The organism is Aeromonas sp. s5, assembly GCF_040907865.1.
GTDB classification, from domain to species: Bacteria; Pseudomonadota; Gammaproteobacteria; order Enterobacterales; family Aeromonadaceae; genus Aeromonas; species Aeromonas dhakensis.
Map to the genome: position 1 here is coordinate 80,066 of NZ_JBFOCO010000033.1, position 13,350 is coordinate 93,415.

The following is a 13,350-nucleotide window of genomic DNA, read 5'->3' on the forward strand; positions in this document are numbered from 1 at the left end:
CATCCATTGAGCGCCGTTGATATCACCGACAGGCTGCCCGATATCGGTATCGGTATCGGTATCGGTATCGGTATCGGTATCGGTATTGGTATCGGCATCCGCATCGGCTGCAAGGTGCAAGATGGTAACTAAGGTTGCCAGCTCATGAGCCGCCTTGTGCCGTTGCGAGCAGAACCTGCGCAAAGGGGGGAGAACGAAGCAGAAAGAGAGGGCCGACAGAGCAGCCAGGAAGGAAAAGTGCCTCGCCTGTCCGCTCGTATATTCCGGCGTATACATGGCACGATGAAGGCAGCAAAAAGGCGACCCGTAGGTCGCCTTTTTGTTGTCTTGTCTCTTGCTGCCCGGCTTAGAGCACCATGGCGGCAATCCAGCCGAAGAGGATGAGCGGGATGTTGTAGTGGATGAAGGTCGGCACCACGCTGTCCCAGATATGGTCGTGCTGGCCGTCGGCGTTGAGGCCCGAGGTGGGGCCCAGGGTCGAATCCGAGGCGGGCGAACCCGCGTCCCCCAGCGCGCCGGCTGCCCCCACCAGGGCGATGGTGGCCATGGGCGAGAAGCCGAGCTGGATGCACAGCGGCACATAGATGGTGGCGATGATGGGCACGGTGGAGAAGGAGGAGCCGATCCCCATGGTGATGAGCAGGCCCACCAGCAGCATCAGGAGGGCGGCCAGCCCCTTGTGGCCGGTCATCATGCCGGCGACGGACTGCACCAGGCTGTCGACCCCGTGGGTCTCCTTCATCACGGCGGCAAAGCCGGCGGCGGAGATCATGATGAAGCCGATGAGGGACATCATGCGCACGCCCTGGGTGAAGGCATCCTGACTCTCGCGAAACTTGATGACGCCGCCACAGGTGAAGATGACGAAACCCGCCAGGGCCCCCAGCACTATGCTGTTGGTCATCAGTTGCAGCCCCAGCGCCACGGCGATGGCCAGCAGGGCCACCCAGATGTGACTGAGGTTGAGCTCGACCGTCTCCGGCTCGGCGGCCAGGATCTTCTCCAGATCGTACTGGCGCGGCTTGCGGTAGCTGAAGAAGACGGCGATGAGCAGGCCGCAGAACATGCCAAGCACCGGGATGGCCATCGCCATCGGCAGCTGGCTGAGCTCGACCGGCACGCCGTTGTCGATCAGGTTCTTGGCCAGGATGTTGTTGAGGAAGATGCCACCAAAGCCCACCGGCAGCAGCATGTAGGTCGCGGTCAGGCCGAAGGTGATGACGCAGGCCACCTGACGACGGTCGATCTGCATCTGGGCCATGACGTGCAGCAGCGGCGGGATCAGGATGGGAATGAAGGCGATGTGAACCGGGATCAGGTTCTGGGAAGAGACGGAGACCGCGAGCACGGAGGCGAGCAGCAGGCTCTTGACCCAGAGAATGCGGGTACTGCTGGCATCCTTGCCGAGCTGGCTGATCACCTTGCGGGCCAGCAGATCGGTGATGCCGGAACGGGAGATGGCGACGGCGAAGGCACCCAGCATGGCGTAGGAGAGGGCGATCTCGGCGCCGCCACCCAGGCCACCGGTAAAGGTGGAGAGCGTCTGCTCAAGGGTGAGCCCCCCGATCAGGCCGCCCGCGATGGCGCCGATGGCGAGGGAGACCACCACATTGATCCGCAGTAGGCTGAGCACCAGCATCAGCGCCACTGCGATAACAACAGGATTCATTTGATTTCCTTATAGTTTGTGTTGCTGTCTGTCGTGTGAAAGGCAGTTAGTTTGCGAAAAATGTGACAAATGTCGAGTAAAAAATCAGGCTGATGGCCTATCTGCAGCATTCACGGCGCTCTGCTGCCGACAACGGGGTCGGAGGCGTGAAAAAAGGCGCTGGATGGCACTTTATTATCTATTCTGGTCAAACCAGATCAGGAATAAACGAGCAGAGGCAAACCGTACAAAGAAAAGCGGCTGCCGTGGCAGCCTGCTTAAGATCGGGGTTTATTCGCCCCCATCGTCACTCTCGTTGTCCGGGTGAGCGGGTGGCCAGCCACCCAGGCTCTTCCAGCGGTTGACGATATGGCAGAACAGCTCTGTGGTGCGTTCGGTGTCATAGAGGGCGGAGTGTGCCTCTTTGTTGTCGAACGGGATGCGGGCGCTCTGGCACGCCTTGGCCAGCACCGTCTGACCCAGGGCCAGGCCGGAGAGCGCCGCGGTATCGAACGTGGCAAACGGATGGAACGGATTGCGCTTGAGGCCGGCCCGCTCGGCGGCGGCCATGACGAAGCCGTGATCGAAGGTGGCGTTGTGGGCCACTATGATGGCGCGGCCGCAATCCTGCTCCTTCATCCCCTTGCGAATGCCCTTGAAGATCTCGGTCAGCGCCTCTTTCTCGCTGACGGCGCCACGCAGGGGATTGAAGGGGTCGATGCCGGTGAAGTCGAGCGCCGCCTTTTCCAGGTTGGCGCCCTCGAACGGTTCGACATGAAAATGGAAGATCTGATCGGGCACGAGCCAGCCCTGCTCGTCCATCTTGAGGGTATGGGCAGCGATCTCCAGCAAAGCGTCGGTTCTGGCATTGAACCCGGCGGTTTCAACATCGATGACGACGGGGTAAAAGCCACGAAAACGGCCCTTGAGGGTGTGAACTGCGTCGGTCATGGTATCTCGGTCGGCGTGAAATGAGGCGGCATTATGGCAAAAAAGCGGGCCCTTGTCCCATCTCCGCCGCCCCGCAGGCGCTAGCCGATTCTATTATCGACACGCGAGCTTATAATTGACCACTCAATCAATGGAATGGAGAGCAAGGATGAAGAAGCTGGGATTGGCGCACAAGATGTTGCTGGTTGTCTGCCTGCCATTGCTGGCCCTGCTGTTTTTCTCCGGCCGGTACGTCTACGAACGCTATCGGGTCGAGCAGGAGATGAGCCAGGCCCAGGCCGCGCTGGATGTGGTTCGGGAAGCGGCGCAACTGGCCCACGAGCTGCAAAAAGAGCGCGGCATGTCGGCTGGTTTCCTCGGCTCCGGCGGCAACAAGTTCCGCGATGCCCTGCCGGCCCAGCGCAAGGTGGTTGATGGCCTGCTGCAGCGTTTTGCACAAGATCCGGCCCTGCTGGCGCTCAGCGAGGTACAGCAGGAGCTGGCCGGGCTGACGGCCATGCGCGAGCGGGTCAGTGCGTTGGGGGTGGAGGTGGCGGAGCTGGTCGGCGTCTACAGCCGGATCATCTCCCGCCTGCTGGCGGTGGTGGATCAGATCAGCATCCACAGCCGGGATGCCACCATAGCGCTGCAGACCAACGCCTATGCCGCCTTCTTGCAGAGCAAGGAGCGGATGGGGCTGGAGCGGGCGACTTTGAGCAACGTGTTCGGCCGAGACAGCTTCACGCCAGCGCTGTTGCAGCAGTTCATCTCGTTGCTGGCAGCCCAGAATACCTATCTTGAACGCTTCCAGGCGGTGGCGAGCCCCTCCCAGCGCCAGCTGCTGGCCGACAGCCTGGCCTCGCCCGTGGTAGCCAAGGTGGCCGCCATGGAGAAACTGGCGCTCGACAAGGCGGCCACCGGTGGTTTCGGTGTCGATGCCGAAGCCTGGTTTGCCTTGAGTACCGACAAGATAGGCCTGCTCAAACAGAGCGAGGATCGCCTCTATCAGCAGCTGTCCGAGCGGGTCGACCAGATGCGGGCCCAGAGTGCCAGCGACTTCTGGTGGGCTGCCATCGGGGTCTTGCTGTGCGTGGCACTGACCACCTTCGTCTGCTGGCGGGTGGTGCGGGATCTGCACCTGGGCTTCACGGCGCTGCATCAGACCTTCAAGCGGCTGGTGAAGGAGAACGACCTGACGGTGCGGGTCAACTGGCAATCCGGTGACGAGCTGGGGGCACTGGCGCGGGATCTGAACCACTTCCTCGAACACCTGGAAGGCTTGCTGCTGGCGGTACGCCGCTCCTGCGAGGTGTTGACCCGCAGCGCCGCCGCCTCGGCCAACGTCATCACCGAGGTGAACGCCGGAGTGGCCAGGGGCTTTGGTCAGGTGGACCTGGTGGCGACCGCCGCCACCGAGATGGCCTCGACGGTGGCGGAGATCGCGCGCAACGCGACCCAGACCTCGCTGGCGACCCAGCAGGCCATCGGCCGGGCCCGGCAGGGGGACAAGGAGGTGGATCAGACCATAGACGCCATCCAGCTGGTGGCGGGTACCCTGAGCGATACCCAGCAACTGGTGGACAGCCTGCATCAGGATACCGAGTCGGTGGGGGAGGCCCTCAACCTCATCAAGCAGATCTCGGATCGCACCAACCTGCTGGCCCTCAACGCGGCCATCGAGGCGGCTCGTGCCGGCGAATCCGGTCGCGGCTTTGCGGTGGTGGCGGAAGAGGTGCGGGCGCTGGCGTCGCGCACCCAGCAGGCTGCCGACGACATCGAGCGGATGCTGGCGCGTTTGCGTCAGGGTGCCAATCAGGCGGTGACTGCCATGCACCTGGGAACCGAGCAGGCGGGGCTGAGCGTGACCGAAGCCAAGCGGGCGGGCAGCGAGCTGACCGACATCGTCAACGAGGTGCGCAAGGTGAGCGACATGACGGCCCAGGTGGCCACTGCCACCGAGGAACAGCGCTACGTCACCGACGACATCCAGCACAACGTGATGACCATCCGCGAGGTGTACGAGGCACATCGCCAGCACTCTGAGACCCTGCAGCAGAACAGCGTTGAGCTGGATCAGCTGGCACGAGAGCTGGCAGGCCGCATCGCCAGCTTCAAGCTGATGGGCGGATCTTCACCCCATTGAGCGCTTTGACCTAAAGCTTGTCCTGCCCCTGCCGATACCTAACCAGAGATCGTGTGGAGGGCAGGCAGTTGAACGCTTGGGTGTTGGGGTTGGTCAGCATATCAGTGAGTATGCAGTTGCAGGCGGGGGTCACCGAATTCGGTGCCGGCCTGGATCAATCCGTCTGGCGGTTGACCTCTGATACCCAGGTGGAGTGCCGGCTCGAGCATCCCATCCCCAGCTGGGGCACGGGGGCCTTCGTCAGCCGCGCCGGTCGCAAGATCAATCTGGACTTCGAACTCAAGGGGCTGCGCCAGCAGGCCCAGACCCAGACGGTGAGTCTGGGCATCATGCCGCCCATCTGGCGCCCTGGCCTGGCCGGTCGGGAGATAAGCCAGCTGCGTTTCTACCAGCAGTTTGATGGCCTGGTGGAGGGGCAGACCGCCTGGACCATGCTGGACGAGCTGGAGGGAGGGCGCATGCCGACCTTCCAGTATCGCGACTGGTATCGCCAGAACCGGCCGGTGCGGGTCTCCCTCTCCTCGGTCAACTTCCGGGTCAAGTACCAGGCCTTCATGGACTGCGTGAACGGCCTGCTGCCCTACAGTTTCAACGACATCGCCTTCAGCGTGCTCACCTACGACAAGAACAGCGATCAGCTGTCGCTGGCCTCCAAGCGGCGGCTGGCGATGATCGGCGAGTACGTGAAGGTGGACAAGAGCATCGACGTGGTGGTGATCGACGCCTACAGCGACAGCTACGGCGGCCGCTGGCCGAACCAGAAGCTCTCGGAGAAGCGGGCCGATGCCATCAAGAAGGTGTTCGTCGATCTGGGCATCGATCCCGGCAAGATCTCGGTGGAAGGGCACGGCGAGAAGCAGCACGTCGCCTCCAACGAGACCGAGGGTGGCCGTGCCAAGAACCGGCGGGTGGTGATCAACATGGGCCGCAATGGCGCCATCTGAGCGATATCTTTGCCATAAAAAAAAGAGCGCCTCGGCGCTCTTTTTGGTTTTTCAGGGGACAAGCCTGGATCAGAAGCTCTCGCCAAGGCCGCTGCCGGCATCTTTCTTGGCGATCAGTTCAATCTTGTAACCGTCCGGATCCTCGACGAAGGCGATGACGGTGGTACCGCCCTTGACCGGACCCGGTTCGCGGGTGATCTTGGCACCAGCGGCGCGCAGCGCCTCGCAGGTGGCATAGATGTCGTCCGCTTCCAGCGCGATGTGGCCGTAGGCCGAGCCCAGCTCGTACTCGCTCACGCCCCAGTTGTAGGTGAGCTCGATGACGGCCTCATCCTTCTCGTCGCCGTAGCCGACGAAGGCCAGGGTGTACTTATACTCGCTGTTCTCGCTCTTGCGCAGCAGTTTCATGCCCAGCACACGGGTGTAGAAGTCGATGGAACGTTGCAGATCGCCGACGCGCAACATGGTATGCAGAATTCTCATTGCTCAATTCTCCGGGTTGGTGATTGGTACTGCCTTGAATCCATGGCCCTCGGCCTGGGTCCGCAAACGCCTGTGAGCCAGGCCTCGCCCTGCGGATCAGCTCTCGGGGTAGACTTTTTCTTTGTACTCACACAAATCTTCGATGATGCAGGAGCCACAGCGCGGCTTGCGGGCCAGGCAGGTGTAGCGCCCGTGCAGGATCAGCCAGTGGTGCACATCCAGCTTGAACTCGGCCGGGACCACCTTGAGCAGCTTCTCCTCCACCTGATCGACGTTCTTGCCCACCGCAAAGCCGGTGCGGTTGGAGACCCGGAAGATATGGGTATCGACGGCGATGGTGGGCCAGCCGAAGGCGGTGTTGAGCACCACGTTGGCGGTCTTGCGGCCGACACCGGGCAGGGCCTCGAGGGCCTCGCGATTCTCCGGCACCTCGCCGCCGTGGCGCTCCAGCAGGATGGCGCAGGTCTTGATGACGTTCTCGGCCTTGGTGTTGAACAGGCCAATGGTCTTGATGTACTCCTTGACCCCGTCCACCCCCAGATCCAGCATGGCCTGCGGGGTGTTGGCCACCGGGTAGAGCTTGTCGGTGGCCTTGTTGACGCTCACATCGGTGGCCTGGGCCGACAGCAGCACGGCGATCAGCAGCTCGAACGGCGTGGTGAAGTTGAGCTCTGTGGTGGGATGGGGATTGTCATCCCGCAGTCGCTCCAGGATCAGTCTGCGTTTCTGGTTGTTCATGGCTCCCTCTTGGCTCAGAGCTGGGTCGCGCGGGCGCCCGCGGCCGGCACGCTGCAGTGGGCCTTCTCGGCGCTCTGCTTGCGGCCCATCCAGTCGTTGATGGCGTTCTTGCCGGCGATCATCAGGCCGAGACCGATGAAGCCGCCAGGGGGCAGGATCGCCAGCAGCAGGCTGGCGTCGGCATGGAACAGCTCGATGCGCAGGGACTTGGCCCACTCACCCAGCAGCAGGTCGGCACCGTCAAACAGGGTGCCCATGCCGATGATCTCGCGAAGCCCCCCCAGCACCAGCAGCACCAGGGTAAAGCCCAGTCCCATCATGAAGCCGTCGATGGCCGCCAGCAGCGGCGGGTTCTTGGAGGCATAGGCCTCGGCCCGGCCTATGATGACGCAGTTGGTGACGATGAGGGCGATGAAGATGCCGAGCGCCTGATAGAGGCCGTAGGTGTAGGCGTTCATCAACAGCTGCACGCTGGTCACCAGGGCCGCGATGATCATCACGTAGACCGGGATGCGGATATCCTTGGGCACCCAGTTGCGCACCAGGGAGATGGCGAGGTTGGAGCTGACCAGCACCGCCATGGTGGCAAGGCCGAGCCCCAGCGCATTGGTGAAGGTGGAGGAGACCGCCAGGGTGGGGCAGAGCCCCAGCACCTGCACCAGGGAGGGGTTGTTCTTCCACAGCCCCTGCAGCATCAGCTCCTTGAGCTCTTCACGGCGGCCATTGCTCTCGCTGATCGGGCTCTGCCCGTCAATCACATCAACTTGTTCCATAGCTTGTGCTCCGGCGTTAGGGGGTGGCGTCACAGGCGGGGGCGTCCCGCAGCAGCTCGGGGTGCTCCTGTTGCAGCAACAGCAGGTTCTTCACCGCCTTGACCACGGCCCTGGGGGTGATGGTGGCGCCGGTGAAGGCGTCGAACTCGCCGCCATCCTTCTTCACGGCCCAGCTGGATTCGTTGTCGCGGTTGAGGAACTTGCCGACGAAGCTGTTGATCCAGCCAGATTTTTTCAACTCTATCTTGTCGCCAAGACCGGGCGTCTCGTTGTGGGTCAACACCCGCACCGCGCTGACGGTGCCCTTGGCGTCCGTGCCGACGATCAGGCGAATGGCCCCACTGTAGCCGTCGGGGGCCACGGTTTCCAGCGCATAGCCGGTGGTGGTGCCCTGCAGGGTCGCGGTGTAGAGGGGCATTGGCTGATCGCTGCCCAGGTAGCGCTTGCTCTGCACCAGCTTGCAGCTGGCCACCAGATCGTTGTCATAGCTCCCCTCCGGCAACAGGGCTGAGAGGGTGCGCAGCTTCTCCAGCTGCTGTTGATGGGCGATCCGGCCCTGGGTCAATTCGTTGGTCAGCACCACCAGGGCGGTACAGGCCAGGGCGAACATGGCCAGGGTGACGCCGTTCTTGCGCATGCTCTTTAACATTGCATCGTTCCTGAGAGTGAGGTGTGCGCGACGTTCATACGACGGGCGTCATGGGCGCCGGGACAGCTCAGGCTGTCTGTCCAGCAAGCCATGCAGGCGTTGGCTGTCGAGATCATTTGCGGCGGGCTCCATAGACTTTGGGGCGTGTCAGGCTGTCGATCAGCGGCACGCACAGGTTGGCCAGCAGCACGGCAAAGGCGAAGGCATCCGGGTAGCCGCCAAAACGGCGGATGAGGTAGACCAGCACCCCGATGAGCACGCCATAGACCAGGCGGCCGCGCGGTGTGGTGCTGGCACTCACCGGATCCGTGGCGATGAAGAAGGCCCCCAGCATGGTGGCGCCGCTGAACAGGTGGAACATGGGGGTGGCGGTGGCATCCGGCGTCACCAGATAACCCAGGGTGGCAGCCAGCAGCAGGGCGCCGAGAATGGCCCCCGGGATGCGCCAGTTGATCACCTTCTGTTGCAGCAGGAACAGACCGCCCAGCAGGTAGCCGAGGTTGACCCAGCTCCAGCCGATGCCGCCCCAGCCCTCGAACACCTTGTGGGTCATCACTTCGCCGGCGGTGAGGCCCTGGGTCAGCCCGGTCTTTAAGGTATCCAGCGGCGTGGCCATGGTCAGTCCGTCCACCCCCTGCTTGAGCTGGGCCATGCTGTAGCCATCCAGGCTGAAGCCGGTGAAGATCACCGAGGCTGCATCGCCAAAGCCGATGTCGTAGGCAGCGATGCTAGACGGCGGCAGCCAGCTGGTCATCTGCACCGGGAAGGAAACCAGCAGCAGCACGTAGGCCACCATGGCAGGGTTGAACAGGTTCTGGCCGAGCCCGCCGTAGAGGTGCTTGGCGATGATGATGGCAAACGCGGTGCCCAGCACCAGCATCCACCAGGGCAGCAGTGGCGGCAGGGAGAGACCGATCAGCACGGCGGTGAGCGCCGCACTGCCATCCAGCAGGGCTGGCTTGACGGGGCGTTGGCGCAGGCGCAGCACCAGGGCTTCGGAGGCCAGCGCCGTGACCAGGGCCAGCAGGATCTGGATCAGGGTGCCCCAGCCAAAGAACCAGCTCTGCGCCAGAAAACCGGGCAGACAGGCCAGCATCACCAGCAACATCAGGGTTTGGGTCTGTCTGCGGTTATGGGCAAACGGCGCACTCGCGATATTGAACATGGATCAGTGGCTCTTGTCGGTCGATGGAGAAGGGGAGGCCTGGGCTGCCGCCTCGGCCGCCAGTTTCCGGGCCTTGGCACGGGCCACGGCGGCAGCGATGGCCGCCTTCTTGGGATCCGCGTCGGCAGCATCAGGCTGCGGGGCGGTAGCAGGGGCCGCCGCAACAGCCGCTTCACCCTCGCTTATGGCGGTGTCGCCTTGCGCTTGAGCCGCAGCCTTCTTGGCCTTGGCGCGGGCGATGGCGGCGGCAATGGCCGCCTTTTTGGGATCCACGTCGGCAGCATCAGGTTGCGGGGCGGTAGCAGGGGCCGCCGCAACAGCCTCTTCACCCTCGCTCACGGCGGTGTCGCCTTGCGCCTGAGCCGCGGCCTTCTTGGCCTTGGCGCGGGCGATGGCGGCGGCAATGGCTGCCTTCTTGGGATCTGCGTCGGCAGCGTCAGGCTGCGAGACGGCGGCAGGGGCGGCTGCAACAGCCGCTTCACCCTCGCTCACGGCGGTGTCGCCTTGCGCCTGAGCCGCGGCCTTCTTGGCCTTGGCCCGAGCGATAGCTGCGGCGATGGCTGCCTTCTTGGGATCCGCCTCGGCGGCGTCAGGCTGCGGGTCGGTAGCCGCGGCCGTCGCAACGGTCTCTTCACCCTCGGTTACGGCTGTTTCACCTTGCGCCTGAGCCGCGGCCTTCTTGGCTTTGGCGCGGGCGATGGCGGCGGCAATGGCCGCCTTCTTGGGATCGTCCCCCGCGCCGGTCGGCTCGGCTGTTGCCGCACGGCTGTCAGCGCCTGGCTCGGTGGCATCTGCCTCGCTGCCAGCTTGCGCTTTCTTCGCTTTGGCGCGGGCAATGGCTGCCGCGATGGCGGCCTTCTTGGGATCGCTCTGGGCAGCAGCACTGGTTGACGCTGTGGCATCCGCCGGGGTGGCCTGTGCCGCCTCGGCGTCACCGCTCTGGGCTGCCTTCTTGGCCTTGGCCCGCGCCAGTGCGGCGGCGATGGCCGCTTTTTTCGGATCCGCCTCTGTGGTGGCAGTGGCATCGCCCGGCTCGGCTGCCGTCGTGTCGAGCGCCTTGGCAGCGCGGCGGGCTTCCGCCTCCCGCTTGCGGGCCTCACGGGCGGCGATCACCGCGCTGTTGTCGGGCACACCTTCGGCAGTGGCGGCAACGGCCGTGACGGGAGCCTCCTGCTTGGCCTTGAGACGGGCCAGGGCCGCAGCCACCGGATCTTCTCCGCCGGCCGCTGTCATGGCCTGGCGGCGCTGGGCAGCTGCCTCGGCATGGCGGGCTTCGCGGGCGGCTTTCTCCCGCTCGAAGCGGGCCTGCTTGGCCTCGAAGCGCTGCTTGGCGCGCTCGGCCTTCTCGGCCTCGGCGCGAGCTTCGCGGATATCATCCTTGGCAATCTTGTAGTACTGCACCAGCGGGATCTCGCTCGGGCAGACCCAGGCGCAGGCGCCGCATTCGATGCAGTCGAACAGGTTGAGCCCTTCGGCCTTGTCGTACTCCTTGGCCCGGCTGTACCAGTAGAGCTCCTGCGGTAGCAGGTTGGCCGGACAAGCGTCGGCACAGGCGCTGCAGCGAATGCAGGCCTGCTCCGGACCGGGGGGCGGCAGCTCGGCCCGGGTGGGGGAGAGCAGACAGTTGGTGGCCTTGACCACGGGTACCATGGCGTGGGGCAGGGTGAAGCCCATCATAGGGCCCCCCATGATGACCCGCTGATCCGCCTCGGGCTGGAGCTCGAAGCGCTGCAGCAGCCAGCGTACCGGCGTGCCCAGCAGCACCCAGGCGTTGCCCGGCTTCTTGAAGGCGTCGCCGGTGAGGGTGACGATGCGGGAGATGAGCGGTTCGCCGTCGATGATGGCGCGCTTGATGGCAAACACGGTGGCCACGTTGAGCACCATGATGCCCATGTCCACCGCGCGGCCGCCCTTGGGTACCTGACGGCCGGTGAGCAGCTCTATGGTCTGCTTGGCGCCGCCCGAGGGGTACTTGGTGGGGACCGCCTTGACCAGTACGTCTTCGTCGGTGGCGTGACGGGTCAGCTCGCCGATGGCGGCCGGCTTGTTGTCTTCCACCCCGATCAGGGTCAGCTTGGGTTTGAGCAGGTGCTTGAGCACCCGGATGCCGTCCATGATCTCATCGGCATACTCCTGCATCAGCCGGTCATCGGTGGTGATGTAAGGCTCGCATTCGAGGCCGTTGACGATGAGGATCTCGGTGAGCTGGCCACGGCCGTCGAGCTTGCTGTGGGTCGGGAACACGGCGCCGCCGAGGCCGGCGATACCGGCCTGTTGAATGCGCTCGAGCAGCTCGCCCCGCTCCAGATTCCAGTAGTCGGCTTGGCCCTTGCGCTCGCCCCAGGCATCTTCGCCATCCGGGGTGAGGGTGATGCAGAGATCGTCGAGACCGGAGGGGTGGGCCACCGTATGGTGGCCGATGGCGGTGATGGTGCCGGAGGTGGAGGCGTGCACCGGCACGATCCGTCCCTTCTCATGACGAGTGAGTGGCTGACCCTTCTTGACCCGGTCGCCGACCCGCACCAGCAGATCGCCGGCCGGGCCCGCGTGCTGGCGTACCGGAATGATGAGCTGGGGCGGCAGGCCCGCGTCCACCACCGGGGTGAGGCTGGACTGCTCCTTGTTCTCGGGAGGATGAATGCCGCCGTGAAAATCCCACAGGGTGCCGGCTTTGATGCGTTCGAGTAAGGACTGCATGGTTACTCCACTATCTTGACCGGAATGGTGACGTTGTTGAGATCCCACTTCCAGTTGTCGACCGTGGTGGGCACCGGGATCATCTCGATGCAGTCGGTCGGGCAGGGATCGACGCAGAGATCGCAGCCGGTGCACTCGTCCTTGATCACGGTGTGCATCGCCTTGGTGGCACCGACGATGGCATCGACCGGGCAGGCCTGGATGCACTTGGTGCAGCCGATGCACTGATCTTCATGGATGAAGGCGACTTTCTTGACCGGTACGGCGGCTTCTGCGCCGCCCAGCGGCTGGGGTTCGACCCCCATCAGATCGGCAATCTTGCGCATGGTGGCATCGCCACCGGGTACACACTTGTTGATCTGATCGCCGTTGGCCAGTGCCTCGGCGTAGGGTTTGCAGCCAGGGTAGCCGCACTGGCCGCACTGGGTTTGCGGCAGCAGGGCGTCGAGCTGATCGACGATGGGATCGGCTTCCACATGAAACTTGACGGCGGCAAAGCCCAGAATGATGCCGAAAGCCAGGGCCAGCAGAGCCAACACCAGAACGGCAAAAAGAATGTGAATCATAGCGCTATATCTTGATGAGGCCGGTAAAGCCCATAAAGGCCAGCGACATCAGGCCGGCGGTGATCATGGCGATGGAGACGCCGCGAAACGGGGTGGGAACATCGGCGGCCACCAGGCGCTCACGCATGGCGGCAAACAGGATCAGTACCAGCGAGAAGCCGGTGGCGGCACCAAAGCCGTAGATGATGCTCTGGATGAAGTTGTGGTGCTCGTTGATGCTGAGCAGCGCCACCCCCAGCACGGCACAGTTGGTGGTGATGAGCGGCAGGAAGATGCCAAGCAGACGGTAGAGGGTAGGGCTGCTCTTGCGGATAACCATCTCGGTAAACTGAACCACGACGGCGATCACAAGAATGAAGGCGAGCGTGCGCAGGTAGGCGATGTTCAGCGGGATCAGGATATAGTGTTCCATCAGATAGGAACAGGCGCTGGCCAGGGTCATCACGAAGGTGGTCGCCAACCCCATGCCGATGGCGGTTTCCAGCTTGCCGGAGACGCCCATGAAGGGGCACAGGCCAAGAAACTTCACCAGCACGAAGTTGTTGATCAGCACGGTGCCGACCAGTAAAAGCAGGTACTCAGTCATTGCAGGTTGGTTATCCGGTTTGAAGGCG

General features: G+C 63.8%; 13 protein-coding genes. 3 read left to right on the forward strand and 10 right to left on the reverse strand.

Features of this window, described 5'->3' with window-relative positions; genetic code table 11:
• Window positions 1–6: 6 nt before the first annotated feature.
• The gene (locus AB5Y94_RS19665; protein ID WP_368206367.1) at window positions 7–132 is read left to right on the forward strand and encodes a hypothetical protein; all 126 of its coding nucleotides are present in this window, start codon (window positions 7–9) and stop codon (window positions 130–132) included.
• Window positions 133–346: 214 nt separating this feature from the next.
• Here the strand turns inward: AB5Y94_RS19665 and AB5Y94_RS19670 are convergent, their stop codons facing one another.
• The gene (locus AB5Y94_RS19670; RefSeq protein WP_005302295.1) at window positions 347–1,669 is read right to left on the reverse strand and encodes a Na+/H+ antiporter family protein; all 1,323 of its coding nucleotides are present in this window, start codon (window positions 1,667–1,669) and stop codon (window positions 347–349) included.
• A gap of 270 nt (window positions 1,670–1,939) precedes the next feature.
• Window positions 1,940–2,599 carry a ribonuclease T gene (rnt, locus tag AB5Y94_RS19675; protein ID WP_010633628.1) on the reverse strand — a complete coding sequence of 220 codons (660 nt, stop codon included), beginning with the start codon at window positions 2,597–2,599 and terminating at the stop codon, window positions 1,940–1,942.
• 148 nt (window positions 2,600–2,747) lie between these two features.
• On the opposite strand from rnt, the gene AB5Y94_RS19680 reads away from it, so the two are divergent.
• Window positions 2,748–4,721: a methyl-accepting chemotaxis protein gene (locus AB5Y94_RS19680; RefSeq protein ID WP_017764204.1), complete on the forward strand. Its 1,974-nt coding sequence runs from the start codon at window positions 2,748–2,750 to the stop codon at window positions 4,719–4,721.
• Between the two features lie 68 nt (window positions 4,722–4,789).
• The gene (locus tag AB5Y94_RS19685) at window positions 4,790–5,665 is read left to right on the forward strand and encodes an OmpA family protein (RefSeq protein ID WP_005302285.1); all 876 of its coding nucleotides are present in this window, start codon (window positions 4,790–4,792) and stop codon (window positions 5,663–5,665) included.
• Window positions 5,666–5,734: 69 nt separating this feature from the next.
• Here AB5Y94_RS19685 and gloA read toward each other — a convergent pair whose 3' ends face one another.
• The 8 genes from gloA to rsxA all read right to left on the reverse strand — a co-directional run bounded on the left by gloA (window position 5,735) and on the right by rsxA (window position 13,322).
• The gene (gene gloA, locus AB5Y94_RS19690; protein WP_017764205.1) at window positions 5,735–6,148 is read right to left on the reverse strand and encodes a lactoylglutathione lyase; all 414 of its coding nucleotides are present in this window, start codon (window positions 6,146–6,148) and stop codon (window positions 5,735–5,737) included.
• A 96-nt stretch (window positions 6,149–6,244) separates the two neighbouring features.
• Window positions 6,245–6,886 carry an endonuclease III gene (gene nth / locus AB5Y94_RS19695; RefSeq protein ID WP_005302279.1) on the reverse strand — a complete coding sequence of 214 codons (642 nt, stop codon included), beginning with the start codon at window positions 6,884–6,886 and terminating at the stop codon, window positions 6,245–6,247.
• Between the two features lie 14 nt (window positions 6,887–6,900).
• Window positions 6,901–7,659, reverse strand: coding sequence for an electron transport complex subunit E (locus tag AB5Y94_RS19700; RefSeq protein ID WP_017764207.1), 759 nt, complete (start codon window positions 7,657–7,659; stop codon window positions 6,901–6,903).
• A gap of 16 nt (window positions 7,660–7,675) precedes the next feature.
• Window positions 7,676–8,308 carry an electron transport complex subunit RsxG gene (gene rsxG, locus AB5Y94_RS19705; protein ID WP_010633633.1) on the reverse strand — a complete coding sequence of 211 codons (633 nt, stop codon included), beginning with the start codon at window positions 8,306–8,308 and terminating at the stop codon, window positions 7,676–7,678.
• Window positions 8,309–8,420: 112 nt separating this feature from the next.
• A complete protein-coding gene (gene rsxD, locus AB5Y94_RS19710) occupies window positions 8,421–9,473 on the reverse strand; it encodes an electron transport complex subunit RsxD (protein ID WP_005302270.1) in 1,053 nt (350 codons plus the stop codon).
• A gap of 3 nt (window positions 9,474–9,476) precedes the next feature.
• Entirely contained in the window at window positions 9,477–12,170 is a 2,694-nt protein-coding gene (gene rsxC, locus AB5Y94_RS19715; protein ID WP_368206368.1) for an electron transport complex subunit RsxC, read from the reverse strand.
• 2 nt (window positions 12,171–12,172) lie between these two features.
• Complete coding sequence (gene rsxB, locus AB5Y94_RS19720) at window positions 12,173–12,736, reverse strand: electron transport complex subunit RsxB (RefSeq protein ID WP_005302265.1); 564 nt, start codon at window positions 12,734–12,736, stop codon at window positions 12,173–12,175.
• Window positions 12,737–12,740: 4 nt separating this feature from the next.
• Window positions 12,741–13,322: an electron transport complex subunit RsxA gene (gene rsxA / locus AB5Y94_RS19725; protein ID WP_005302262.1), complete on the reverse strand. Its 582-nt coding sequence runs from the start codon at window positions 13,320–13,322 to the stop codon at window positions 12,741–12,743.
• Window positions 13,323–13,350: the final 28 nt, after the last annotated feature.

Bases quoted from the DNA above. Each gene is read 5' to 3' on its own strand.
- AB5Y94_RS19700 (WP_017764207.1), bottom strand. From the start codon at position 7,659: ATGGAACAAGTTGATGTGATTGACGGGCAGAGCCCGATCAGCGAGAGC.
- rsxA (WP_005302262.1), bottom strand. From the start codon at position 13,322: ATGACTGAGTACCTGCTTTTACTGGTCGGCACCGTGCTGATCAACAAC.
- rsxD (WP_005302270.1), bottom strand. From the start codon at position 9,473: ATGTTCAATATCGCGAGTGCGCCGTTTGCCCATAACCGCAGACAGACC.
- rsxB (WP_005302265.1), bottom strand. From the start codon at position 12,736: ATGATTCACATTCTTTTTGCCGTTCTGGTGTTGGCTCTGCTGGCCCTG.
- rnt (WP_010633628.1), bottom strand. From the start codon at position 2,599: ATGACCGACGCAGTTCACACCCTCAAGGGCCGTTTTCGTGGCTTTTAC.
- nth (WP_005302279.1), bottom strand. From the start codon at position 6,886: ATGAACAACCAGAAACGCAGACTGATCCTGGAGCGACTGCGGGATGAC.
- gloA (WP_017764205.1), bottom strand. From the start codon at position 6,148: ATGAGAATTCTGCATACCATGTTGCGCGTCGGCGATCTGCAACGTTCC.
- rsxC (WP_368206368.1), bottom strand. From the start codon at position 12,170: ATGCAGTCCTTACTCGAACGCATCAAAGCCGGCACCCTGTGGGATTTT.
- AB5Y94_RS19680 (WP_017764204.1), top strand. From the start codon at position 2,748: ATGAAGAAGCTGGGATTGGCGCACAAGATGTTGCTGGTTGTCTGCCTG.
- rsxG (WP_010633633.1), bottom strand. From the start codon at position 8,308: ATGTTAAAGAGCATGCGCAAGAACGGCGTCACCCTGGCCATGTTCGCC.
- AB5Y94_RS19670 (WP_005302295.1), bottom strand. From the start codon at position 1,669: ATGAATCCTGTTGTTATCGCAGTGGCGCTGATGCTGGTGCTCAGCCTA.